Origin of the sequence: Streptomyces sp. NPDC004111 (assembly GCF_042874215.1) — a bacterium.
Taxonomy (GTDB): domain Bacteria; phylum Actinomycetota; class Actinomycetes; order Streptomycetales; family Streptomycetaceae; genus Streptomyces.
Genome location: NZ_JBIAMU010000002.1, coordinates 565,990 through 589,407, shown reverse-complemented (window position 1 = coordinate 589,407; position 23,418 = coordinate 565,990). Strand labels below are relative to the sequence as shown.

At 70.5% G+C, this 23,418-nt stretch carries 23 protein-coding genes; 21 read left to right on the top strand and 2 right to left on the bottom strand.

Annotated elements, in window-relative coordinates; genetic code table 11:
* Positions 1 to 31 precede the first annotated feature (31 nt).
* From ACFYVL_RS07020 to ccrA, 7 genes are all read left to right on the top strand, one after another.
* Entirely contained in the window at positions 32 to 1,054 is a 1,023-nt protein-coding gene (locus ACFYVL_RS07020; RefSeq protein WP_389241774.1) for a 3-oxoacyl-ACP synthase III family protein, read from the top strand.
* A 118-nt stretch (positions 1,055 to 1,172) separates the two neighbouring features.
* Entirely contained in the window at positions 1,173 to 1,430 is a 258-nt protein-coding gene (locus ACFYVL_RS07015) for an acyl carrier protein (protein WP_389241773.1), read from the top strand.
* A 12-nt stretch (positions 1,431 to 1,442) separates the two neighbouring features.
* Entirely contained in the window at positions 1,443 to 3,293 is a 1,851-nt protein-coding gene (asnB, locus tag ACFYVL_RS07010) for an asparagine synthase (glutamine-hydrolyzing) (protein ID WP_389241772.1), read from the top strand.
* Positions 3,294 to 3,383: 90 nt separating this feature from the next.
* On the top strand, positions 3,384 to 4,163 hold the full coding sequence (locus tag ACFYVL_RS07005) for a thioesterase II family protein (RefSeq protein ID WP_389241819.1): 780 nt from the start codon (positions 3,384 to 3,386) through the stop codon (positions 4,161 to 4,163).
* Between the two features lie 5 nt (positions 4,164 to 4,168).
* Positions 4,169 to 5,059: a metallophosphoesterase family protein gene (locus ACFYVL_RS07000; RefSeq protein ID WP_389241771.1), complete on the top strand. Its 891-nt coding sequence runs from the start codon at positions 4,169 to 4,171 to the stop codon at positions 5,057 to 5,059.
* On the top strand, positions 5,056 to 5,802 hold the full coding sequence (locus ACFYVL_RS06995; protein WP_389241770.1) for a 4'-phosphopantetheinyl transferase: 747 nt from the start codon (positions 5,056 to 5,058) through the stop codon (positions 5,800 to 5,802). The genes ACFYVL_RS07000 and ACFYVL_RS06995 overlap by 4 nt, the downstream gene beginning before the upstream one ends.
* On the top strand, positions 5,799 to 7,154 hold the full coding sequence (ccrA, locus tag ACFYVL_RS06990) for a crotonyl-CoA carboxylase/reductase (protein ID WP_389241769.1): 1,356 nt from the start codon (positions 5,799 to 5,801) through the stop codon (positions 7,152 to 7,154). The genes ACFYVL_RS06995 and ccrA overlap by 4 nt, the downstream gene beginning before the upstream one ends.
* A gap of 66 nt (positions 7,155 to 7,220) precedes the next feature.
* Here ccrA and ACFYVL_RS06985 read toward each other — a convergent pair whose 3' ends face one another.
* On the bottom strand, positions 7,221 to 8,960 hold the full coding sequence (locus ACFYVL_RS06985) for an AIPR family protein (protein WP_389241768.1): 1,740 nt from the start codon (positions 8,958 to 8,960) through the stop codon (positions 7,221 to 7,223).
* A gap of 437 nt (positions 8,961 to 9,397) precedes the next feature.
* Here ACFYVL_RS06985 and ACFYVL_RS06980 point away from each other — a divergent pair, with 437 nt between their 5' ends.
* The 9 genes from ACFYVL_RS06980 (at position 9,398) to ACFYVL_RS06940 (ending at position 16,715) form a co-directional block, all read left to right on the top strand.
* A complete protein-coding gene (locus tag ACFYVL_RS06980; RefSeq protein ID WP_389241767.1) occupies positions 9,398 to 9,694 on the top strand; it encodes a peptidase inhibitor family I36 protein in 297 nt (98 codons plus the stop codon).
* Positions 9,695 to 9,921: 227 nt separating this feature from the next.
* Positions 9,922 to 11,211, top strand: a complete 1,290-nt coding sequence (locus tag ACFYVL_RS06975) for an alpha/beta fold hydrolase (RefSeq protein ID WP_389241766.1) — start codon at positions 9,922 to 9,924, stop codon at positions 11,209 to 11,211.
* 52 nt (positions 11,212 to 11,263) lie between these two features.
* Positions 11,264 to 11,896, top strand: a complete 633-nt coding sequence (locus ACFYVL_RS06970; protein ID WP_389241818.1) for an MBL fold metallo-hydrolase — start codon at positions 11,264 to 11,266, stop codon at positions 11,894 to 11,896.
* Between the two features lie 58 nt (positions 11,897 to 11,954).
* Positions 11,955 to 12,734 carry an exodeoxyribonuclease III gene (locus tag ACFYVL_RS06965; RefSeq protein WP_389241765.1) on the top strand — a complete coding sequence of 260 codons (780 nt, stop codon included), beginning with the start codon at positions 11,955 to 11,957 and terminating at the stop codon, positions 12,732 to 12,734.
* 102 nt (positions 12,735 to 12,836) lie between these two features.
* The gene (locus ACFYVL_RS06960; protein ID WP_389241764.1) at positions 12,837 to 13,271 is read left to right on the top strand and encodes a DUF6278 family protein; all 435 of its coding nucleotides are present in this window, start codon (positions 12,837 to 12,839) and stop codon (positions 13,269 to 13,271) included.
* A 182-nt stretch (positions 13,272 to 13,453) separates the two neighbouring features.
* Positions 13,454 to 14,197, top strand: a complete 744-nt coding sequence (locus ACFYVL_RS06955; protein WP_389241763.1) for an amino acid ABC transporter ATP-binding protein — start codon at positions 13,454 to 13,456, stop codon at positions 14,195 to 14,197.
* Positions 14,198 to 14,210: 13 nt separating this feature from the next.
* Positions 14,211 to 15,185: a glutamate ABC transporter substrate-binding protein gene (locus tag ACFYVL_RS06950; RefSeq protein WP_389241762.1), complete on the top strand. Its 975-nt coding sequence runs from the start codon at positions 14,211 to 14,213 to the stop codon at positions 15,183 to 15,185.
* Positions 15,186 to 15,201: 16 nt separating this feature from the next.
* A complete protein-coding gene (locus ACFYVL_RS06945) occupies positions 15,202 to 15,846 on the top strand; it encodes an amino acid ABC transporter permease (protein ID WP_389241761.1) in 645 nt (214 codons plus the stop codon).
* Positions 15,843 to 16,715 (top strand): amino acid ABC transporter permease, encoded by an 873-nt coding sequence (locus tag ACFYVL_RS06940; protein WP_389241760.1) that lies wholly within the window; start codon positions 15,843 to 15,845, stop codon positions 16,713 to 16,715. Before ACFYVL_RS06945 ends, ACFYVL_RS06940 begins: the two co-directional genes overlap by 4 nt.
* A 253-nt stretch (positions 16,716 to 16,968) precedes the next feature.
* On the opposite strand, the gene ACFYVL_RS06935 is transcribed toward ACFYVL_RS06940, so the two are convergent.
* Complete coding sequence (locus ACFYVL_RS06935; RefSeq protein ID WP_389241759.1) at positions 16,969 to 18,159, bottom strand: Ig-like domain-containing protein; 1,191 nt, start codon at positions 18,157 to 18,159, stop codon at positions 16,969 to 16,971.
* A gap of 289 nt (positions 18,160 to 18,448) precedes the next feature.
* Between ACFYVL_RS06935 and ACFYVL_RS06930 the strand changes: the two genes are divergently transcribed.
* The 5 genes from ACFYVL_RS06930 to ACFYVL_RS06910 all read left to right on the top strand — a co-directional run bounded on the left by ACFYVL_RS06930 (position 18,449) and on the right by ACFYVL_RS06910 (position 23,415).
* Complete coding sequence (locus ACFYVL_RS06930) at positions 18,449 to 19,612, top strand: nucleoside hydrolase (RefSeq protein WP_389241758.1); 1,164 nt, start codon at positions 18,449 to 18,451, stop codon at positions 19,610 to 19,612.
* A gap of 130 nt (positions 19,613 to 19,742) precedes the next feature.
* Positions 19,743 to 21,011: a LacI family DNA-binding transcriptional regulator gene (locus ACFYVL_RS06925; protein ID WP_389241757.1), complete on the top strand. Its 1,269-nt coding sequence runs from the start codon at positions 19,743 to 19,745 to the stop codon at positions 21,009 to 21,011.
* Positions 21,008 to 21,994, top strand: coding sequence for a ribokinase (locus tag ACFYVL_RS06920; protein ID WP_389241756.1), 987 nt, complete (start codon positions 21,008 to 21,010; stop codon positions 21,992 to 21,994). Before ACFYVL_RS06925 ends, ACFYVL_RS06920 begins: the two co-directional genes overlap by 4 nt.
* Positions 21,987 to 22,376, top strand: a complete 390-nt coding sequence (rbsD, locus tag ACFYVL_RS06915; protein WP_389241755.1) for a D-ribose pyranase — start codon at positions 21,987 to 21,989, stop codon at positions 22,374 to 22,376. The genes ACFYVL_RS06920 and rbsD overlap by 8 nt, the downstream gene beginning before the upstream one ends.
* Before the next feature lie 58 nt (positions 22,377 to 22,434).
* On the top strand, positions 22,435 to 23,415 hold the full coding sequence (locus ACFYVL_RS06910) for a sugar ABC transporter substrate-binding protein (protein WP_389241754.1): 981 nt from the start codon (positions 22,435 to 22,437) through the stop codon (positions 23,413 to 23,415).
* Positions 23,416 to 23,418 lie beyond the last annotated feature (3 nt).

The following is a 23,418-nucleotide window of genomic DNA, read 5'->3' as shown; positions in this document are numbered from 1 at the left end:
CGCGTACCCGACGAAGGAGCACCGACCGACCATGCCACCCGCAGACTTCGGGGTCCTCGCCCTCGCGCACGCCCTCGGCGACCCGAGGGACGTCGCCGCCACCGCGGCCGACTACGTCGACGACCCGGACCGGGTCCTGCTCTGGGGCTACCGCACCTACCACCGCTCGCCCGAGGGCACCTCGCCCACCGCCCTCGCCGCCCGCGCCGCCACCAAGGCCCTCGCCAAGGCGGGCGTCGACGCCCGGGACCTCGACCTCGTCGTGGTCGCGGACAGCAGCGTGCCCGGCTACCTGCTGTGGGACGCCTCCGCGGCCCTCGCCCGGGAGATCGGCGCGGGCACGGCACCCACCCTGCTGCTCACCCAGGGCTGCGCGTCCGGCGTCACCGCCTTCCAGCAGATCGCCGGCACCTTCGCCACCCGCGAGGACGTCGGGACCGTACTGCTGGTCGCCGTCAACCAGACCAGCGAGGCGCACACCAACCGGATGCGCAGCAACACGCTCCTGTCCAGCGACGGGGCCGCGGCGGCCGTACTGCGCCGGGGCCACCGCACTCTGCGCTGGCTGGCCACCGAGCAGATCACCGACCCGACGTACAACGACTTCTACCGGGTCGAGTACGGCGGCGCCGCCGCCCCCCACCCGCCCGAGGGCACCGGCAACCTCGACGTCGACCCGCTCTCCCTGGTCTACCGCCACTTCCGCCGCGAGCCCGAGCACCTGGCCCGTTTCGTACGCACCCTCAACAACCGGGTCCGCACGGTCTTCGAGCGGGCCTGCGACAGCGCGGGCGTGGACACCGGCGAGGTGAAGAAGTTCCTGTTCCTCAACGACAACCAGGACAGCCTCGCCGACATCGCCAAGGCCGTCGGCATCCCCCTGGAGCGCACCAACGCCGAACTGGGCGCGGGTCTCGGCCACTGCGGCGGTGCCGACCAGCTGATCTGTCTCGACACCTACCTGGAGCGCGGCGAACTGGCCGAGGGCGACACGGTCGCCCTCGCGGGCATCTCCATCGGCATGCACTGGTACTGCACGCTCCTGACCGTCTGACCCTCCGAACCGTCTGACCCTCCGAACCGTCCGGCCGGCCGCGAGGCGTCCGGCCGGCCCCGGACCCACCGGCACCGCACCCGATCCACCATCACCTGAACCAGAAGAGGAAAGCACCATGGCGGAGCAGCTCACCATCCAGGACCTGATCGACGTGTTCAACCGCAGCATCGGCGACCAGGACCCGGTCGAGCCCGAGGGCGACCCGTCGGACGTCACGTTCGCCGCGCTCGGCTTCGACTCGCTGACCACGCTCAACGCCGTCCGGCGGCTGGAGCGCAAGCACCGCATCGAGCTGGGCGAGAACGTGGTCAGCGAGGCGAAGACCCCGCGCCAGCTGCTCGACCGCGTCAACACCGCTCTCACCGGCGTCTGAGGAGGAACGGCGATGTGCGGAATAACCGGATGGGTGGCGCACGGCGAGGACCTCGCCCGGCACCGCCCCGTCGTCCAGGCGATGACCGACACCATGGGCTGCCGCGGCCCCGACGCCGAGGGCGTCTGGATCGACGGGCCCGTCGCGCTCGGCCACCGCAGGCTCTCCATCATCGACCCGGCGGGCGGCGCACAGCCGATGGTCGCCGCGCGCGAGGGCCGCACCCTGGCCGCCCTCACGTTCTGCGGTGAGATCTACAACTACCGGGAGCTGCGCGAGGAACTGGCCGCGCTCGGCCACGAGTTCCGCACCCGCAGCGACACCGAGGTCGTCCTGCACGCCTACCTCCAGTGGGGCGCCGACTTCGCCGGCCGGCTCAACGGCATGTTCGCCATCGGCCTGTGGGACCCGGCCACCCGCGAACTGCTGCTGGTGCGCGACCCGATCGGCGTCAAGCCGCTGTACTACGCGCGCACCGCGAACGGCGTGCTGTTCGGCTCCGAGCCCAAGGCGGTGCTGGCCAACCGCGCCGTCCCGCGCCGGGTGGACGCCCAGGGCCTCGCCGAGATCCTCGACATGGTCAAGACCCCCGAGGTCACCCCGTTCGCCGACCTCCTGGAGGTCCGGCCCGGCCACGTCGTACGGATCACCGAGGGCGGGCTCACCAAGAGCCCGTACTGGCAGCTCACCGCGCGCGAGCACACCGACGACCTCGACACCACCGTCCGCACCGTCCGGGAACTGCTGGAGGACACCGTCTCGCGCCAGCTCGTCGCGGACGTCCCGGTCGCCACCCTGCTCTCCGGCGGCCTGGACTCCTCGGCGATCACCGCGCTGGCGCAGCGCGCCTTCGCCGCCGACGGCCGCGGCCCGGTGCGCTCGTACTCGGTGGACTTCCAGGGCGCCGCCGACGGGTTCGAGCCGGACGCGGTGCGCGGCACCGCGGACGCCCCGTACGTACGGGACTTCGTCGCGAAGGTGGGCACCGACCACCGCGAGGTGCTGCTGGACAGCGCGGAGCTGGCCGACCCCGCCGTACGGGCGGCGATCCTCGGTGCCACCGACCTGCCGCCCGCCTACTGGGGCGACCTGTGGCCCTCGCTGTACCTGCTGTGCCGGGAGATCCGGCAGCGGGCGACCGTGGTCCTGTCGGGGGAGTCCGCCGACGAACTGTTCGGCGGGTACCGGTGGTACCAGCGCGACGAGGCGGTCAACGCGCCGACGTTCCCGTGGCTCACCCCCGGCTCGGCGCGCATCTTCGGCGGCAGCTCCCTCATCGACCAGGGTCTGCTGGAGAAGCTGGACCTGGTCGGCTACCGCCGGCAGCGGTACGCCGAGGCCGTCGCCGAGGTGCCGGTGCTGCCCGGCGAGAGCGCCGTCGACCGGCGGATGCGCGAGGTGACGTACCTCAACATCACCCGGTTCATGCAGGCGGTGCTGGACCGCAAGGACCGGATGAGCATGGCCGTCGGCCTGGAGGTGCGCGTCCCGTTCTGCGACCACCGGCTGATGGACTACGTGTTCAACGTGCCGTGGGCGATGAAGTCGTTCGACGGCAGGGAGAAGAGCCTGCTGCGCGCCGCCGCCCGCGACGTGCTGCCGGACTCGATCCTGGAGCGCACCAAGACGCCGTTCCCGGCCACCCAGGACACCCGGTACGAGGAGGCCCTGCGCGCCGAACTGCGCCAGGTGCTCGCCGACCCGGACGCCCCGGTGCGCCCCCTGCTGAACACCACCCGGGTCACCCGCGTGCTCAACCGGGAGATGGACGACGTCAGCCTCCCGCACGACCGCGGCGGCCTGGAGATGGCGCTCTGGCTCAACCGCTGGCTGACCGCCTACGACGTGACCGTGGACGTCTGAGCCGCCCGCCGGGCCGGCCGCCTCGGCGGCCCGCCCGGCACAACCACGCTTCTCTGAACCAACCGTACGTTTTTTACACAAGGGGTAATGATGGTGAACCGGTCGAGCGCGGAACACTCGCTGTGGATACGGAGCTTCCATCCGTCGTCGCCCGGCGCGCCGCGCCTGCTCTGCCTGCCGCACGCGGGTGGCTCCGCCAGCTTCTACTTCCCCGTGTCGGCGGCGCTCTCGCCCGCGGTGGACGTCCTCGCGGTGCAGTACCCCGGCCGTCAGGACCGGCGGCTGGACCCGGCGGCCGAGTCCGTCGAGGCCCTCGCGGACGACCTGTTCCGGGTGCTGGACGCGGACGACGAGACGCCGCTCGCCCTCTTCGGGCACAGCATGGGAGCCGTCGTCGGCTTCGAACTGGCCCGCAGGCTGGAGGAGGCCGGGCGCCCGCCCGCCGCGTTCTTCGCCTCCGGCCGCCGCGGTCCCGCCATCCACCGCGTCGAGACCGTGCACCGGCGCGACGACGCCGGCCTGATCGAGGAGATCAAGAAGCTCAACGGCACCGACATGACCCTGCTGGACGACGCGGAGATCCTGGAGATGATCCTGCCGTCGCTCCGCGCCGACTACCGGCTGGTCGAGTCCTACCGGCGCGGCCCGGGAACCCGGCTGAGCTGCCCCGTCGTCGCACTGACCGGCGACAACGACCCGCGGGTGACGGTCGAGGAGGCCCGCAGGTGGGCCGAGGAGACCAGCGGCCCGTTCGAGCTCCGGGTGCATCCCGGCGGCCACTTCTACCTGGCCTCCCAGCAGCGGGCCGTCAACGCCCAGATCGCCGACTACCTGCGCCGGTTCGCCCCGCAGGCACAGGCCAGGACGTGAGCCGCGTGGACGCCACGAGCACCCCGGCGCCGGGCGGAGGCGGCGCCGCGGACGGCCGGCGGACGGGACGGCTGCTCGCCGTCAGCGACCTGCACGTCTCGCACGCCGAGAACCGGCGCATCGTCGAGGAGATGAAGCCGGAGTCCGAGGACGACTGGCTGATCGTCGCCGGCGACGTCGGCGAACTGACCACGGACATCGAGTGGGTGCTCGCCCTGCTGCGCGAACGCTTCGCCGAAGTGATCTGGGCACCGGGCAACCACGAGCTGTGGACCCACCAGTCCGACCCGGTCCAACTGCGCGGCCAGGCCCGGTACGACCACCTGGTCGCGCTCTGCCGCAGGCTCGGCGTGCACACCCCGGAGGACCCGTACCCGGTCTGGCGCGGAGCGGGCGGACCGGTCACGGTCGCCCCGCTCTTCCTGCTGTACGACTACACCTTCCGGGCCCCCGACCTCACCCAGGAACAGGCGCTCGCCCGCGCCTACGACTCCGGGGTGGTCTGCACCGACGAGTTCCTGCTGCACCCGGACCCGCTGCCCAGCCGCGAGGCCTGGTGCCGCGCCCGGGTCGCCGCCACCGAGAAGCGGCTCGCCGCCTGCGACCCGGAGATCCCGCTGGTCCTGGTGAACCACTACCCCCTCGTACGGGAACCCACGTCGGTCCTGTACTTCCCCGAGTTCGCCCAGTGGTGCGGCACCGTGCTCACCGCCGACTGGCACCGCCGGTTCCGTACCGCCGTCGCCGTCTACGGACATCTGCACATCCCGCGCGAGACCGAGTACGACGGGGTGCCCTTCAAGGAGGTCTCCCTCGGCTACCCGCGCGAATGGCGCAGGAGGGGACTGCCGAAGACGCTGCTGCGCCCGGTGCTCCCGGAACGGGGCGCCCGATGATCGGCGGCACGCTCCCCGCGGGCGTCCACCACGCCGACACCCGCACCGAACTGACGGACCCTCCGCTGCACCCGGGGGAGGAGGAGTACATCGCCCTGTCCGTCGACGGCCGCAGGCGGGAGTTCACCACCACCCGCGCCTGCGCCCGCCGCGCGCTGGCGGCCCTGGGCATCGCCTCCGTACCGATCCTGCCGGGGGTGCGGGGCGCGCCGCAGTGGCCCGCGGGCGTGGTCGGCAGCATGACGCACTGCACCGGCTACCGGGCCGCCGCGGTGGCCTCCACCGCGGACACCCTCACCGTCGGCATCGACGCCGAGGTCAACGAGCCGCTGCCGGACGGAGTCCTGGAGGCGGTCTCCTTCCCGCACGAGGCGGCGGCCGTGCACGCGCTGGGACGCACCCAGCCGCAGGTCCGCTGGGACCGGCTGCTGTTCAGCGCGAAGGAGTCCGTCTACAAGGCGTGGTTCCCGCTGACCGAACGGTTCCTCACCTTCGAGGACGCGCGGATCACCTGGGACGTGCCGGGCGACGGCCGGACCGTCACCGCCGGCCGCTTCACCGCCGAGCTGCTGGTCGGCGGCCCGTGGCCGACCGGCCGGCTGCTGCCCGGCCGCTGGAACCTCCAGGACGGACTGCTCTGCACCTCGATCGTCCTGCCCGCCCGCCTCCGCACCCCCGCCACCACCCCCAACCCCACCGCCACGCACACCACCGGCCCGTCCGAGGACAAGGAATACACGTGAAGGACATAGCCGCTGCCCTCCTCTCGGGGGAAGCGACCGCCGAGGACATCCGCGCGCTGCCGCTGCCCGAGAGCTACCGGGCGACGGTCGTGCGCAAGGAGGACGCCGGGATGTTCGAGGGGATGCGGTCCGCCGACAAGGACCCCCGCAAGTCCCTCCACCTGGACGAGGTCCCGGTGCCCGAACTGGGACCCGGCGAGGCACTGGTCGCCGTCATGGCCAGCTCGATCAACTACAACACCGTGTGGAGCTCGATCTTCGAGCCGCTGCCCACCTTCGCGTTCCTGGAGCGCTACGGGAAGCAGCAGCCGCAGGGCCGCCGCCACGACCTGCCGTACCACGTGCTGGGCTCGGACCTCGCGGGCGTCGTCCTGCGCACCGGACCCGGCGTGAACGCCTGGCAGCCCGGCGACGAGGTCGTCGCCCACTGCCTGTCCGTCGAACTCGAAAGCCCCGACGGCCACGACGACACCATGCTCGACCCCCAGCAGCGGATCTGGGGCTTCGAGACCAACTTCGGCGGCCTCGCCGAGATCGCGCTCGTCAAGTCCAACCAGCTGATGCCCAAGCCCGGCCACCTGACCTGGGAGGAGGCAGCCTCGCTGGGCCTGGTCAACTCCACCGCGTACCGCCAGCTCGTCTCCCGCAACGGCGCGGGCATGAAGCAGGGCGACAACGTCCTGATCTGGGGCGCCAGCGGCGGCCTCGGCTCGTACGCCACCCAGCTCGCGCTGGCCGGCGGCGCCAACCCGATCTGCGTCGTCTCCAGCGGGCAGAAGGCGGACATCTGCCGCTCGATGGGCGCCGAGGCGATCATCGACCGCAGCGCCGAGGGCTACAAGTTCTGGAAGGACGAGCAGACCCAGGACCCCCGCGAGTGGAAGCGGCTGGGCAAGCGCATCCGCGAGCTGACCGGCGGCGAGGACGCGGACATCGTCTTCGAGCACCCGGGCCGCGAGACCTTCGGCGCGTCCGTCTACGTCGCCCGCAAGGGCGGCACCGTCGTCACCTGCGCCTCCACCTCGGGCTACACCCACGAGTACGACAACCGCTACCTGTGGATGTCGCTCAAGAAGATCATCGGCTCCCACTTCGCCAACTACCGCGAGGCCTGGGAGGCCAACCGCCTGGTGACCAAGGGCCGCATCCACCCCACCCTCTCCCGCACCTACCCCCTCGCGGAGACCGGCCAGGCCGCCCACGACGTCCACCGCAACCTCCACCAGGGCAAGGTCGGCGTCCTCGCCCTCGCCCCCCACGAGGGCCTCGGCGTCCGCAACGAAGAACTCCGCACCCGCCACCTCACCGCCATCAACCGCTTCCGCCCCACCCCGGCACCGCGGCAGGCGTGAGCGCGCCGCTGGGCGAGGGACGACGGTATGAGGCCGCGTCGGCCGCTACCGCATCACGGGAACGCATCACCCGTCGATGCGGTAGCGGCTCTGAGTGATAACGGCCTGGCGCAGCTTGGTGGTGAAGTCGGTTGTGCGTGCGATGCGGTCCACACCTCCCGCCTTGTTCTGACGCAACGAGGCCTTGAAAGTGTGTTCCAGCGTGCCTGCCATGCGGGACATCAGCGCGTCGTCGAGGTGGTTCAGGTCGATGTGGAGCAGATCGCGAGGTGATGGCTGGCGCATCCGGGTCAGGGAGTAGGCGGACATGGAAGCCATGGGGTAGAGCCAGTTCTCCAGGGTCTCTCCCAGCAGCGGACGGTCTTCGGCGTACTGGACGAGGAAGGTGCGTATCAGGGCGTGGACGTCGAGGCAGAGCCGGTAGACGTCTAGGTCGTGCCGGGCGGAGAAGATCCGCATGTAGTGCATGTCATCCAGCAGCAGGGCGTCGGAGTGCCGGAGCGCGACATGGGGCTCGCGCAGCACGAATGCCGTGAACTCCCTGGCCAGACGGGCCATGCTCACGACACGGTCGAGAGGAAAACCCAGATTGCGGTAGTAGCTGGCACGACGCTCGTAGTAGTAGGTCCCGGTCTGGTTAAGGCTTTCCTCGATGTCCTTCTGGATGGATTCGGTGGCGCGCAGGGCACCGGCCGGTAGTTGGGTCTGGCTGTTGGTGGCGCGGATGATGCGGTCACGGGCGGTTCCCGACTCGGGTGCCACGACGATCTTCACCAGAAGGGAGCGGTCGCGGTGTCGGCCGCCGCGCTGGACATAGCTGTAGATCTCGTGGCTGGTCTGCAGCCCGTTGACGATCTGGGGTTCCTTGACGACGATCCTCTTGCCTGCGATCTGGGCAGCGTCCGCGACGACGGTCACGCCGTTGTTGAACCACCAGAAGTCCTCGCCCGTACCTGACCGGAGGGTTTCACCAATGGCGTTGTTCACCGCGGTGGATCCGGCATAGTCGCGCACATTGGACTCGAACAGTTCGAGGCGCAGGGCTTCATTGTCGGAGATGATGAACCGGTAGTACTCGTCAAGGCGTGCCAGACACACGTAGCCTTCGCCGAGCGAGGTGCTCATGGGTGTTTCGGTGAAGACGAGTTGGGCAACGACTTTCGCGCCGCGTGCGGTGCGCTCGCGCAGATCCGCGGCATTGAGGTATTCGATGTCGGCCGTGGTGTCCGAGGTGATTTTGGCCAGTTCCCTGCGGAGCCGGTCGCCCTTGGACTTGACGTTCGGATGTGGGGTCTCCGCCGCCTTGCTGGCGTAGATGACTTTGATGCGTACCTGTGGGAAGGAAGATGCCAGTTCTTCCAGTACATGCAGGAATCGGCGGGTCCGGTCCAGCAGTTTGGCGTTGGTGTGGTCGATCAGTTCCTCCTCGTCCCGTCCCATGTCGAGAAGTGCGGGGAGATGGAAGTGGAGCTTCTCGATCACGGTTTCCTGGTATCCCGAGGTGTTCTTGGCTTGAAGGATGACCAGCTCGATCTTCTTGGCGCGGGAGGGAAGGTACTGGTGGGCATCGGCCGTGATGTAGCGCTCGTCGACGAAGGTCCAGATTCCGTCGATACCGCAGTCGTGGGCTCCGTCCACGACACCGTCTGCGATCTCGTCGTTGTCGAGGTCCAAGTCCTGCAGGCACTTGTCCGCTGCGAAGAACGTGAAGAAGTCGTCCCTGGCCTTCTCGGGTGCGAGCTTGTTGTGCTGGTCGTCGAGAATACGGTCGAGCAACCGCTGGTCATTGTTCTGCGCCGGTGCCATGAACACCTCCACTGAAGCAGACGAACGGACAAGGAATAGGTTGGCAGCGGGTTCCGTGGAACAACAGACCGTGCGCTGAGATGAATTGATGGCTTCGGAGGTGAGCCAGTCCATCTTGCCCGGAGCCCGTCCGTACCGTTGTGGTGCGTACTGCAACGGTCTACCTGGTCCTGCGTTGGTTTACCCCTGCACCTTCGTGGGTTTACCTGTCGCCTCAACCCACTGCGGGACGCGCAGTGGGGGCCAGTCGTCCTACTGTCGCTGGCGTCCCGCAGAGTGCGGGACGTACCACGCCGCGAAAGCAGGTACTACTCATGCACCTCTCGCGCATCTCGCGTGCGAAGACGTTACTGGCAGCCGGGGCGATGGCCGCCGTGGCATTGTCCACAGGTGCCGCCAGCGCCACGCAGGACGGCCCACAAGCTGCAACGGCCACGGTGAAGTCTGCGTCGACCGCCATGGTCGCCGCTCCCAAGGACTGCCCGAAGGGATACTTCTGCGGCTACAAGAAGGCCAACTTCAAGGAGCTGGGCTTCAGGTACAAGGACTGCTACATGCAGGAGATCCCCGATGGCATGGGCAAGGGAGGCTCCTGGTACAACAACCAGACCAAGGGCACGCCCACGTGGTTCTACAACAAGAAGAAGGAGTTCTTGAGTTCAGCCGGAGGGGCGCCGAGCTGGGACACCCACGGCTCCTGGGCCCCGGTGTGGCATGTCTGGAACATTTGCTGAGACGGCCAGGGACGGGCTGCCGCCAGAGGAGGCCCGGGCAGGGCACGCGTGGCGTGCCCTGCCCGGGCCCTGGGCTCCCTCGAATACCCCGGTGGGGTGAGCGAGACATGCACGCGGCGGCAGATCCGGTCGCCGGTGACGGGTCGCACAGCGGAATCCTGAGACGGGCCGAGGGAGGCTGACCACCCCGGTCCCTGGGAATTCGTTCGATGTGGGAGCGTGAGCGGGTGAGTGAGACGACGAAAGAGACCCTGCAGTACCGCTTCGACGGTCCGGACGACGCCCCGGTGCTGATCCTGGGCCCCTCCCTCGGGACCACCTGGCACATGTGGGACCGCCAGGTGCCCGAGCTGTCCCGGACCTGGCGGGTGTTCCGTTTCGACCTGCCCGGACACGGCGGCGCGCCCGCCGAGCCCGCCTCGTCGGTCGGGGAGCTGACCGGGCGGCTGCTCGCGGTCCTCGACGAGCTGGGGATCCAGCGCTTCGGGTACGCCGGCTGCTCCATCGGCGGCGCGATAGGCACCGAGCTCGCGCTGCGCCACCCGCACCGGGTGGCCGCCCTGGCGCTGGTCGCGTCCTCGCCCCGGTTCGGCACCGCCGACGAGTTCCGCCAGCGCGGGGTGATCGTACGGACCAACGGTACGGAGCCGATGGCCGCCGCCGCGCCCGGCCGCTGGTTCACCCAGGGCTTCGCCGCCGCGCAGCCCGCCATCGTCGAGTGGGCCGTCCAGATGGTCCGCACCACCGACCCGGGCTGCTACATCGCCGCCTGCGAGGCGCTGGCCGCCTTCGACGTACGGCCCGAGCTGGGCAGGATCGCCGCCGAGACCCTCGTCGTGGTCGGCGCCGAGGACCAGGTCACCGGGCCCGCCGAGGCCCGCACCCTGGTCGCGGGCATCCCCGACGCCCGCCTCGCGCTGGTCCCCGGCGCCTCCCACCTGGCCCCCGTCGAGCAGCCCGCCGCCGTCACCGACCTCCTGGTGCGCCACTTCACCTCCGCCTGGCAGGACACCAGCACCACCCTGCTGGCCCCCGTCCCGCCGCTCCAGGCCGCCGCACCCGCCCCGGAAGCAGTGGCTCCGGTGGCGGTCGCGCCGCCGCCGGAGGCCGCCCCCGAGCAGCTCCCGGCCGGCCGCCCCGACCCGTACGACGCCGGGCTCAAGGTCCGCCGCGAAGTGCTCGGCGAGGGGTACGTGGACCAGGCGCTGGCCGGTGCGGACGAGCTGACCGGGGACTTCCAGGAGCTCCTCACCCGCTACGCCTGGGGCGAGATCTGGACCCGCGACGGCCTCGACCGGCGCACCCGCAGCGTGGTGGCCCTCACCGCCCTGGTCGCCCAGGGGCACCGGGACTCCCTCGCCACCCACCTGCGCGCCGCCCTGCGCAACGGCCTCACCCCGGCCGAGATCCGCGAGATCCTGCTCCAGACGGCCGTCTACTGCGGCATTCCCGCCGCCCACGCCGCCTTCGAGACGGCCGCCGAGGTCATCCGGCAGGAGACCACCCCCCAGCCGTAGCAGGATGGAAGACATGAGCAGCCACGACCACACCAGCGAAGGCGCGAGCGGTATCGCGCTGACCAAGAAGTCCCACGCCTGCGTCCGCCTGGAGAAGGACGGGCGCACGCTCGTCCTGGACCCGGGCGCCTTCAGCGAGGCCGACGCGGCCGTCGGCGCCGAGGCGATCCTGGTGACGCACGAGCACGCCGACCACTTCAGCGAGCCGCACCTGCGCGCCGCCCTGGAGGCCAACCCGGCGGCCGAGATCTGGACGCTGCGCAGCGTCGCGGAGAAGATCTCCGCCGCGTTCCCCGGCCGCGTCCACACCGTCGGCCACGGCGACACCTTCAGCGCCGCCGGGTTCGACCTCCAGGTGCACGGCGAACTGCACGCCGTCATCCACCCGGACCTGCCGAGGGTCACCAACGTCGGCTTCCTCGTCGACGGCAGCGTCTTCCACCCCGGGGACGCGCTCACCGTCCCCGACCACCCGGTGGAGACCCTCCTCGTACCGGTGATGGCCCCCTGGAACAAGGTCTCCGAGGTGATCGACTACGTCCGCGAGGTCAAGCCCGCGCACGCGTACGACATCCACGACGCCCTCCTCACCGACCTCGCCCTGCCGCTGTACGGCCAGCACATCGGCAACCTCGGCGGCACCGCCCACCGGCACCTCGCCCCGGGCGACCGGGCGCGGCTCTGACCTGCGCGGACACCCACGAGCACCCCGACTGTCGGACCCGACGAGTAGGTTTACGCACATGCGCATCGCCACCTGGAACGTCAACTCGATCACCGCCCGTCTGCCACGGCTGCTGGCCTGGCTGGAGAGCACCGGCACGGACGTGCTGTGCATCCAGGAGACCAAGTCGACGGCCGAACAGTTCCCCGCCGACGCCCTGCGCGAGCTCGGCTACGAATCCGCGGTCAACGCCGACGGCCGGTGGAACGGCGTGGCACTGGTCTCCCGGGCCGGCCTGGAGGACGTCGTCGTCGGGCTGCCCGGCGGCCCGGAGTACGGCGGGGTGCAGGAGCCGCGCGCCGTCTCCGCGACCTGCGGCCCGGTCCGGCTCTGGTCGGTGTACGTGCCCAACGGGCGCGAGGTCGACCACGACCACTACACCTACAAGCTGGCCTGGTTCGAGGCGCTCAGGGCCGCCGTCGCCGAGGACGCGGCGGGGTCACGGCCGTTCGCCGTTCTGGGTGATTTCAACGTCGCCCCGACCGACGCGGACGTCTGGGACCCGGCGCTCTTCGAGGGCGCCACCCACGTCACGCCCGCCGAGCGCGCCGCCCTCGCGGCCCTGCGCGACGAGGGCCTGAGCGACGTGTTCCCGCGCGCCCTCAAATACGACCACCCGTTCACCTTCTGGGACTACCGGGAGCTGGGGTTCCCCAAGAACAAGGGGATGCGCATCGACCTCGTCTACGGCAACAAGCCGTTCACCGAGGCCGTCGCCGACTCCTACGTCGACCGCGAGGAGCGCAAGGGCAAGGGCGCGTCCGACCACGCCCCGGTGGTGGTCGACCTCGACCTCTGACGTCACGGGCGCCCCTCGGGGCCCTGCGGCGGGGTCCTGAGGGGTCGTCAACACCCGCGCGCCTGTGGTGTGCACGGCCATGTGGGTGCGAACCTGAACGGTATGAATTTCTTGGACACCTGGCGCAAGCGCCACAGCACGGCTCGGGGTACGGCGGTGTACACGTCCGACGACGCCGAGCAGGAAGGCATCGCCGAGCTGCTCTCCGAGTGCGAACTGCTGCGTGTCCGAGCCGCCCAGCAGGGGCTCCGGCTGGACGACACCCCGGCCTCGCTGGCGGCCCTCGACCAGCTCCCGCCGCGCTGGCGCGACGACCCGGAGGAGATGCCCTGGCTGGGCAACGACGCCGGGCTCTACCTCGGCACCGTCATCGTGCGGACCGTGCCCGGCGCGTACTGGCACCTGTGGCCCAGCGGCACCCCGGTCGTGATGCTGGCCTCCGGCCGCGACATCGACGTGGTCGGCGCGGGCCTCGACTGGGCGGCGAGCGGAGCCCCCGAACTGTGCCAGGTGTACGCGGAGGCGTCCGAGATCTAGCCCCCCCGGCCCCCGCGGGGATCCGTGCAGATCCGCGCCGGGTGCGTCAACGCGGTGCGTCAACCGCGTAAATACGGCTAATTACTGGCTTACCACTTTTGTGCGTGTCGGGCGTGAAGTCCCTTTCCGGGATGGATAGTTTGCGCTGACCTCGACACAGCTGAGAGTGGGTAGGGCAGCGTATGGCCGTCGATCCGTTGATCGAGCTGGTGGGCGTCAACAAGTACTACGGGAAGTTGCACGTCCTCCAGGACATCGACCTCACCGTCGGCCGTGGGGAGGTGGTGGTGGTCATCGGCCCGTCCGGCTCGGGCAAGTCAACGCTCTGCCGGACGATGAACCGACTGGAGACGATCGAGTCGGGCACCATCCGCATCGACGGCAGACCCCTCCCCGAGGAGGGCAAGGCGCTGGCCAAGCTGCGCGCCGAGGTCGGGATGGTGTTCCAGTCCTTCAACCTCTTCGCGCACAAGAGCGTCCTGGCGAACGTCTCGCTCGCGCAGACCAAGGTCCGCGGCCGGAAGAAGGAGGAGGCCGACAAGCGCTCCCGGGAACTCCTGGAGCGCGTCGGGCTCGCGGCGCACGCCGACAAGTTCCCCGCCCAGATGTCCGGCGGACAGCAGCAGCGCGTGGCCATCGCCCGCGCACTGGCCATGGACCCCAAGGCACTCCTGTTCGACGAGCCGACCTCGGCACTCGACCCGGAGATGATCAACGAGGTGCTGGAGGTCATGCAGCAGCTCGCCGCCGACGGCATGACCATGGTCGTGGTCACCCACGAGATGGGCTTCGCCAGGTCCGCCGCCAACCGCGTGGTGTTCATGGCGGACGGCCGCATCGTCGAGGACCGCACCCCGGAGGACTTCTTCACCAACCCGGAGAGCGACCGCGCCAAGGACTTCCTCTCCAAGATCCTCAAGCACTGAGCGGGGGAGAGACATGTCGTACCTCCGAAACCCCCGCGGGCCCCGCGCCCAGGAGCCCCGCACCCCGGCCGTCCGCCGCCGCGCGCCCCGGGCGCGCAAGCTGCTGGCCGCTGCCGTCCTGACCCTGCTCGCCGTCGCCTGCGGCAAGGAGGGCAGCCCGCCGGTCAAGGGCCCCAGCCCCGACCAGCTCCCGCGCTACGAGGTGAGGGCCGGCTTCTCGCTGCCCGGCTCGGCCACCTGGCAGCGGGCCAAGCAGCGCGGCCGGCTGGTCGTCGGCGCCAAGGAGGACCAGCCCTACATGGGCGAGAAGGACCCGGCGACCGGCCGCTACTCCGGCTTCGACATCGAGATCGCCAAGATGATCTCCGCCTCGCTCGGCTTCGACCCGGCCTCCGTCCAGTTCCGCACGATCGCCTCCGCGAACCGCGAGACCGCCCTGCAGAACGGCCAGATCGACTACTACGTCGGCACCTACACCATCAACGACAAGCGCAAGAAGCTCGTCGGCTTCGGCGGCCCGTACTACATGGCCGGCCAGTCCCTCCTCGTCCGCAGCGACGAGAAGGACATCGACGGGCCCAAGGACCTGGACGGCAAGCGCGTCTGCTCGGCCGCCGGTTCCACCCCGTACCAGCGCATGGCCGAGGACTACCCGCGGGCCGACCTCGTCGCGTACGACACCTACTCGGTCTGCGTCGACAACCTGCTCACCTACCAGGTCGACGCCGTCACCACCGACGACACCATCCTCATGGGGTACGCCGCCAAGGTCCCCGACGAGATGAAGGTCGTCGGCACCCCCTTCTCCAAGGAGCCGTACGGCATCGGCGTCCCGCGCGGCGACAACGCGCTGCGGTTCGCCGTCGACGACGCGCTCGCCGCCCGCGAGAAGAACGGCGACTGGCAGAAGGCGTACGACGTCACGCTCGGGCTCTCCGGCCGCAAGGCCACACCCGCGCCGCCCATCGACCGCTACCCGGCGAGCTGAGGGAGGCCGCACCCGCATGAACGTACTCACCGAAAACTTCTCCCTGTACGGCAAGGGATTCCTCGGCACGGTCGAACTGACCGTCTACGCCTCCCTGCTGGCCCTCGTCCTCGGCTTCGTGATGGCCTCCTGCCGGGTCTCGCCGGTCGGCTCCTTCCGGGCGCTCGGCACGGCCTGGGTGACGGTGCTGCGCAACACCCCGCTCACCCTGCTGTTCTTCGCGGTGCTGCTCGGGCTGCCGCGCTTCGGACTGGTGCTGCCCTTCCAGGTCTTCGCGGTGCTCGCGCTCGGCTGCTACACCTCCGCGTTCATCTGCGAGGCGCTGCGCTCGGGCATCAACACCGTGCCGCTGGGACAGGGCGAGGCGGCCCGCAGCCTCGGCATGACCTTCGGACAGACCCTGTCCACGGTCGTGCTGCCGCAGGCGTTCCGCTCCGTGATCCCGCCGGTCGGCTCCACCCTGATCGCACTCGCCAAGAACTCCGCCATCGCCGGCGCCTTCTCGGTGACCGAACTCCTCGGCACCTACAAGACCCTCAACGAGCTGGGCTACAGCGTCATCTGGTCCTTCGTCTGGATCGCGCTCGGCTACCTGATCATCACCCTCACCATCAGCGCGCTCTTCCACGCGCTGGAGAAGCGCTGGGGAGTCGCCCGATGAGCCGCGCCCTGTCCACCGAGTCCACCGCCCTCTACGACATCCCGGGCCCCAAGACCCAGCAGCGCCACCTGATGTACGGGATCGTCTCCACGGTCCTGCTGCTCGGGCTGGTCGGCTGGATCGTGTACCTCCTGTTCCACACCGACCAGTTCACGGCGGCCAAATGGACCCCCTTCGAGTACAAGGGCATCCAGGAACTCCTGCTGCGCGGACTTGCCAACACCCTCAAGGCGTTCGCGTACGCGGCGGTGCTCTCCCTCGCGCTCGGCGCGCTCCTGGCGGTGGGCCGCCTGTCCGAGCACCGCCCGCTGCGCTGGGTGTCGGCACTGTGCGTGGAGTTCTTCCGCGCCATGCCCGTACTGGTGATGATCTTCTTCATCTTCGTGGCGCTGAAGGTCCAGCCGCTGCCCGCGCTGGTGGCCGGACTGACGCTCTACAACGGCTCGGTGCTCGCGGAGGTCTTCCGCACCGGAGTGAACTCCGTGGACCGCGGCCAGCGGGAGGCCGCGTACGCGCTCGGCATGCGCAAGACGCAGGTCATGACGCACGTACTGGTGCCGCAGGCGGTCCGGGCGATGCTGCCGACCATCATCAGCCAGCTGGTGGTCGCGCTGAAGGACACCTCCCTCGGATATCTGATCACCTATGAGGAGTTTCTCCATGCAGGAAAGCTCATCGCGTCCAATCTCGACTACGATTTGCCCTTCATCCCCGTAGTGCTGGTGATCTCGCCGATCTACATCGGGATGTGCATGCTGCTCTCCTGGTTCGCCAACTGGGTGGCCAGGCGCCAGCGGCGCAATCCCAAGACGGAGGCCGTGGACATCGGTCCGGCCGAGGCGGGGACGCTGCTGCCGAACAGGCGGTAGCTCAACAGAAGAGAGCACGGACCCATCCGGCGGCAGCCGGGGATCACTTGTCCCGCAGCGGTACCGACAGGCAACTCTGGTCGGCCGCGGAGGACGAGAAGGTCAGCTGCGCGCCGGACGGGTTGTGCTCGATGCAGAGCGGGCCCACGTCGTGGACGGGCGGGCAGATGTGCCGAAGGCCGGTCCCCCGCGCGGGGGACCGGCCTTCGGCGGTTTCGGCGGAGCGCTGCCGCCCTCGCCGCCGGGGGAGTGCCTACAGGGCGCTCTTGGCCTGCCAGTCGGCCCAGGAGACGTTCCAGTTGCCGTAGCCGTTGTTCAGGGCCTGGGTGCCCTTGGCGTCGTCGCCGGTGACCTCGAAGGGGTCGCCGACCTGGACCTGGTCGTAGACCCACTTGGCGTCGGCGTCGCTCATGCCCACGCAGCCGGAGCTCTTGTTGGCGTTGCCGAAGTAGCCCGCGTTCCACGGGGCGGCGTGCGCGTACATGCCCGACCAGGTCATCCGCATCGAGTAGTCGACCATCTTGTCGTAGGCGTCACCGAGGCCCACGGTCTCGGAGCGCATGTTGATGGTGCCCTCCTTCGACATCAGGACCGTCTTGCCGCGCCACGAGGCCTTCTTGCCGCCGGGGGTGCCGGCCGACATCGGCACGTCCTTGATCTGCTCGCCGTCGCGGAGCAGCTTGAGGCGGTGGTTGTCGAGGTCGACCTTGACGACCTGGTTCTTCCCGATGGTGAAGTCGGTCCGGTAGTCGCGCACGAACCAGCCGCCGCCCTTGCCGGAGTCGACCCCGCTCAGACCGGCCTGGAGGGTCACCTTGGTGCCGGGCTTCCAGTACTCCTTGGGGCGCCAGTCCACCCGGTCCTTGCCGGAGTAGTCCATCATCCAGCCCCAGGAACCCTCGGTGTTGTTCGAGGTGGTCACCTTGAGCTGCTTCTCCACCGCGGCACGGTTCTTCACCGGGTTGTCGAAGACGATCGACAGCGGGTGGGCGATACCGATCGTGGTGCCCTTGCCGGGCGCCATGGTCAGCTTGTTGACCTTGTCCGCCGCCGCGGTCGTGAACCCCGACTTCGCGGCGGTGGCGTCCGCGGCCTTCGCCTCGACCGTGTAGCTGGTCCCGGGGGAGGTGGTGCGGGTGGAGGTCCAGGACTTGCCGTCGGCCGAGATCTCGCCCGCCAGGACGCCGCCCTTGGTGTCCGTGACCGTGACGCTGTCCAGCTTCTTGCCCTCGGTCAGGGTGACCTTGACCGGCTCACCCGCCTTGGCCTGCTGCCCGGTGGCGCTCACCGAGACCTTGGTCTGCTCGGAACCCTTGGCGTCCGAGGAACCGGAGTCCGCCTGCGAACCGCCGCTGCACGCGGTCAGGGCTGCTGCCGCCAGCACCGCGGTGCCGGTGAGCGCGGCGGAACGGAGCCGGGTGTGCGGGCGGCGTGTACGGGTCAACTGGAAAACCTCCGTGGCGATGCGCGGCGCCGCCGTGCGGCACCTGTCCCTGTCTGTCCTCTCCTAAGGAGGTAATCCGGTAGGTCCTGGTTGCGGCAAACGAGGAAACGTCTTTGTGACAAGTGCCGCAGCGGGTCGGGACCAAGGTCCCGAGGCGAAGGTCCTTTGGACCCCTTGCGCGGGAAGGGAGCGGGTGATCGGCGGTCACGGTGCGTGCCTTGCCGTTGACCGGATTGCTTCCCATAATCGCGCGGTCCGCTTCCCGACCGTCCCTGTCCCGGAGGACTCCGTGCGCAAGAGAACACTCGGACCGTTGCTCGCCGCCGCCCTGCTGCTCCCCTCGGTCGCGGCCTCCGCGCCCGCCGCCGTGCCCGCCCGCTCGGGGCCGGCCGCCGCACAGGCGCCCGCCGCACCCGCCGCCCCGCAGGGCGGCGGCACCGGCCGCAAGGTCGTCCTCGACGCCGACATGGGCGAGCTGAACGACGACGCCGTCACCATGTTCATGCTCGCCAAGGCGCGCGACGTGGACCTCCTCGGCGTCACCGTGGTCACCGGCAACACCTGGGTCGAGGAGGGCACTGCGTACGCCCTGCGCCAGCTGGAACTGATCGGCCGCACCGACGTCCCGGTCGTCGCGGGCGCGTGCGAGCCGCTGATGCCCGGCCGCCAGGAGCGGCTGGCCGCCGAGAACGCCCTGTACGGGAAGGCGCCGTGGGCCGGTGCCTTCGACTCGGTGCGCCCGCCCGCGTACGACAAGCTGGCCAGGCCCCCGTACGGCGGCTACCCGAGGACCGGGCCGAAGAAGGACACGGCGGCGGCCGACTTCCTCGTCCAGCAGATCAAGCGCTACCCGCACCAGGTCACCGTGTTCGCCGACGGACCCGCCACCAACCTCGCCCTCGCCGTGCGCACCCACCCCGAGATCGTGCCGCTGATCAAGGAAGTGATCTACATGGGCGGCGCCTTCGACAAGCCGGGAAACATCACCCCGGCCGCCGAGTTCAACTGGTGGTTCGACCCGGAGTCGGCCCGGATCGCCCTGCGCACCCCCTTCCGCAAGCAGACGATCGTGCCGGACGACGCCGCCCAGCACGTGGTCTACGGAAAGAAGCAGTACGACAGGATCGTCGCCGGGCCGCAGACCCCGATCAAGAAGATCTTCAAGGACCTCCAGGGCCCCGAGTTCGCGAAGAACCCGAAGGCCACCCACCTCCTGTGGGACGCGATCACCGCCGCCGTCTTCCTCGACCCGGCCGTCGCCCGGCGAACCGAGACGCGGTACGTGGATGTGGACGCCGACTTCGGCGCGGACTACGGGCGTTCGCTCGGCTACAAGCTCGACGAGTTCGACGCGCCGAACAACCCCAAGGGCACCCGCAAGGCCCGGATCGTCCTCGACGTGGACGCCGAGCGCTTCTGGAACCTCTACACCGGGCTGCTGCGCAGCGCATGACAGCAGGTGCGCACCCCTTGCGGTTGCGCGGGTTGCTTCTCATAATCCTGCCGCAACACGAGTTGCCAACTCGTGTTGCGGCAGGCGGAGTTCTTTTGCTCCGCGACACTCACCGGATCCGGGGGTCACCATGGCCACACGCCAGGACGTGGCGCGGCTCGCGGGCACCTCGCCCTCGGTCGTCAGCTACGTGCTCAACAACGGGCCCCGCTCGGTCGCCCCCGCCACCCGCGAACGCGTCCTGGCCGCGGTCCAGCAGCTCGGCTACCGGCCCAACGCGGTCGCCCGCTCGCTGCGGATGAGCCAGACGATGACACTGGGGCTGGTGGTGCCGGACGCGGCCAACCCCTTCTTCGCCGAACTGGCCCGCTCGCTGGAGGACCACGCCTGGGCCGCCGGATACACCCTGCTGGTCGGCAACAGCGTCGACGACCCCGACCGCGAAGCCGGATACATCCGCACCTTCGTGGACCGGCAGGTCGACGGACTGGTCCTGATCCCCTCCCGGGGCGACCTGCCCTGGCGCGCCGAACTCGCCCGCTCCGGCGTCCCCGGTCTGGTCTTCGACCGCGAACTCGACGGCGTCGCCACCAGCTACGTCCTGGTCGACAACGCGCGCGGCGCCCGCACCGCCACCGAACACCTCCTCGCGCACGGCCGCCGCCGGGTCGGCTGCATCGCGGGCCCGCTCGGCATCCACCCCACCGTCGACCGGGTCGTCGGCTGGCGCACGGCACTGGAGGAGGCCGGGCTGCGGGCCGGCAGCGGGTCGGGCGGGCGCACCGGCTGGGAGGCCGTGCCGGACGCGGCGCCGCTGCTGCACGGCTCCTTCGGGCGGCTCGACGGCTACCGCTCCGGGCTCGCGCTGCTGTCCAGGGACCGCTCGGTGGACGCCCTGTTCGTCACCTCCGACGAACAGGCGGCCGGAGTGCTGCGGGCGGCCACCGAACTGGGCATCCGGGTGCCCGACGACCTCGCCCTGGTCTCCTTCGACGGCATCGCGGCAGGGGGTTACACGTGTCCGGCCCTGTCCACCATGCGCCAGCCGTACGACGAGCTGGGGCGGACCGCGGTGCGACGGCTGCTCGACCGGATGAAGGAACCCGATCTGCCGCCGACCAGGGACGTGCTCCCGGTGACGCTGCTGGCCCGCGGCTCCTGCGGCTGCCCGGACCCGGCGGGCGGCGAACACCCGGACGCCGCCGCGCGCACGCCTGCCGAGGAACCGCCCGGTGCGGGGACGGCCGGTGCGGGGACGGCCGCGGCGGGGGCGCCCGGCGAGGCTCCCCTCCCGGCACCCCGTGCCGTCCTCCCTCCGACGCCGCGCGCGGTCCCCTCCCCGGCGCCTCCGGCCGTACCCCGTGGCGCACTTCGTGGAAAGAACGGTGATACCCAGTGAGCAGTGAGCGACTGGTCGTGGTCGGCAGCCTCAACATGGACCTGTCGGTCACCGTGCCCAGACTGCCGCGGCCCGGCGAGACCGTCTCCGGGGCCGACGTCGTACGCGGCGCGGGCGGCAAGGGCGCCAACCAGGCCGTCGCCGCCGCCCGGCTCGGCGCCGAGGTGCGCATGATCGGCCTGCTCGGCGACGACGCGCTGGGCGGCGAACTGCGCGAACGGCTCGCGAGAGAGGGCGTGGACGCCCAGGGAGTGGCCCAGCTGCCCGGGGTGGCCAGCGGACTGGCGCTCATCGTCGTCCAGCAGGACGGCGAGAACACCATCACCCTCTCCCCGGGCGCCAACCACCACCTCGACGTGCCCGCCCTCGACACCCTCACCGGCGGCACCCTCGCCCGCCCGGCGGACACCCTGCTCCTGCAGCTCGAAGTGCCCCTGCCCACCGTCGTCGCCGCCGCCCGCGCAGCCCGCGCCGCCGGTGCGCTGACCGTGCTCAACGCGGCCCCGCTGCCCGCCCCCGACCACCCCGAACTGGGCCCTCTCCTCAGCTCCGTCGACGTCCTGGTGGTCAACGAGACCGAGGCGGCCGGACTCCTGACACCCGGGCCCGCCGACGACCGTGCCGCCTGGGCCGCGCACGCCGACGCGCTGCGGGACCTGGGACCGGCCACCGTCGTCATCACCCTCGGCGCGGACGGCGCCGTCGCCGCCGGGCCGCAGGGCGTCTGCACCGAGCACGGGTTCACCGTCCCTGCCGTCGACACGGTCGGCGCTGGCGACGCCTTCTGCGCGCAGCTCGCCCTCTCCCTCGGCTCCGGTACGCCGCTGCCCGACGCGGTGCGCCGCTCCTGCGCGGCCGGGGCGCTGGCCACCACCCGCCCCGGCGCGCAGAGTTCGCTGCCCTCCACCGCCGAGGTCGACGCGCTGCTCGCCGGCGCCCCGGCCCCGTACGAATCCGCGACGAACGAGGTGCACCATGCGTAACGACGGCCTCTGGCACCCCAGGCTGCTGGAGATCATCACGTCCCTGGGCCACGGCGACCTGCTGGTCGTCGCGGATCCCGGACTGCCCGTACCGGCCGGGGTGGAGGTCGTCGACCTGGTGTGGCGGCGCGGCGAACCCGCGTTCCTGCCCGTACTCGAAACGGTCCTCGACGAACTCGTGGTGGAACACGCCACCGTCGCCCAGGAGGCAGCGGACCCTGACCTGCTCGTGCTGTTCGACCAGCAGTTCGCGGGCACCGCGCTCGACCGGGTCCCGCACGCGCGGCTCAAGAAGCTGACCCGGCGGGCCCGCGCGATCGTACGGACCGGGGAGAGCACCCCGTACGCCAATGTCGTGCTGCGCGCGGGCGTCCCCTTCTGACCCGGCCCCGTCCTTCAGGCACAGTCCCAACCCATCGCTCACGGAAGGCAGTTCGACGATGAACCGCAAGCAGCTTTCCCTCGCCACCGCGACCACCGCCACCCTCCTGCTGGCCACCGCCCTGACCGGCTGCGGACAGGAGGGCGGCGCGGGCGGCGGCACCGCCGCCAAGCCCAAGGACGGCAGGCCCGCCGTCTGTCTGGTGATGAAGTCGCTCGGCAACGAGTTCTTCCAGACCATGCAGAAGGGCGCCGAGGCGCACGCCAAGAAGCTCGGCACGCTGGAGCTGAAGTCCAGCGGCATCCAGAACGAGACCGACATCGACGGCCAGGTCGCCGCCATCAACCGGTGCATCACCGAACAGGCCGACGCCCTCGTGCTCGCCCCCGCCGACTCCCGCGCCCTGGTCGCCCCGCTCGGCCGGGCCGCCAAGGCGGGCCTCAGGCTCGTCAACATCGACGTCAAGCTGGACGACGGCGCGCTCAGGTCGGCGGGACTGGAGGTGCCGTTCGTCGGACCCGACAACGCCGAGGGGGCCCGGCTCTCCGGCGACGTACTGGCCAAGAAGCTCGGCAAGGGCGGCAAGGTCGTCGTCCTGGAGGGCAACCCGGGCGCCGCCAACGCCGCCCAGCGCAAGGAGGGCTTCCAGAAGGCCGCGGCCGACGGCGGGCTGAAGGTCGTGGAGTCCAAGACCGCGCACTGGGAGACCGACGAGGCCTACACCGTCCTGTCCAACATGCTCACCGCGCACCCCGACATCCAGGGCGTGCTGTCCTCCAACGACTCGATGACGCTCGGCGCCGTCAAGGCGATCGGCGCGGCCGGGAAGAAGGGGAGGATCCCGATCGCCTCCTTCGACAACATCGAGGCCGTCAAGCCCTACCTCAAGGACGGCAGCGTCGTCGCCACCGTCGACCAGTTCGCCGCCAAGCAGGCCGCCGACGGCATCGACGTCGCACTGAAGCTCGTCAAGGGCGAGAAGTCCGAGGCGTGGGTGAAGACCGACGTCAAGGTCGTCACCGCCGCGGACGCGGGCTGAGCG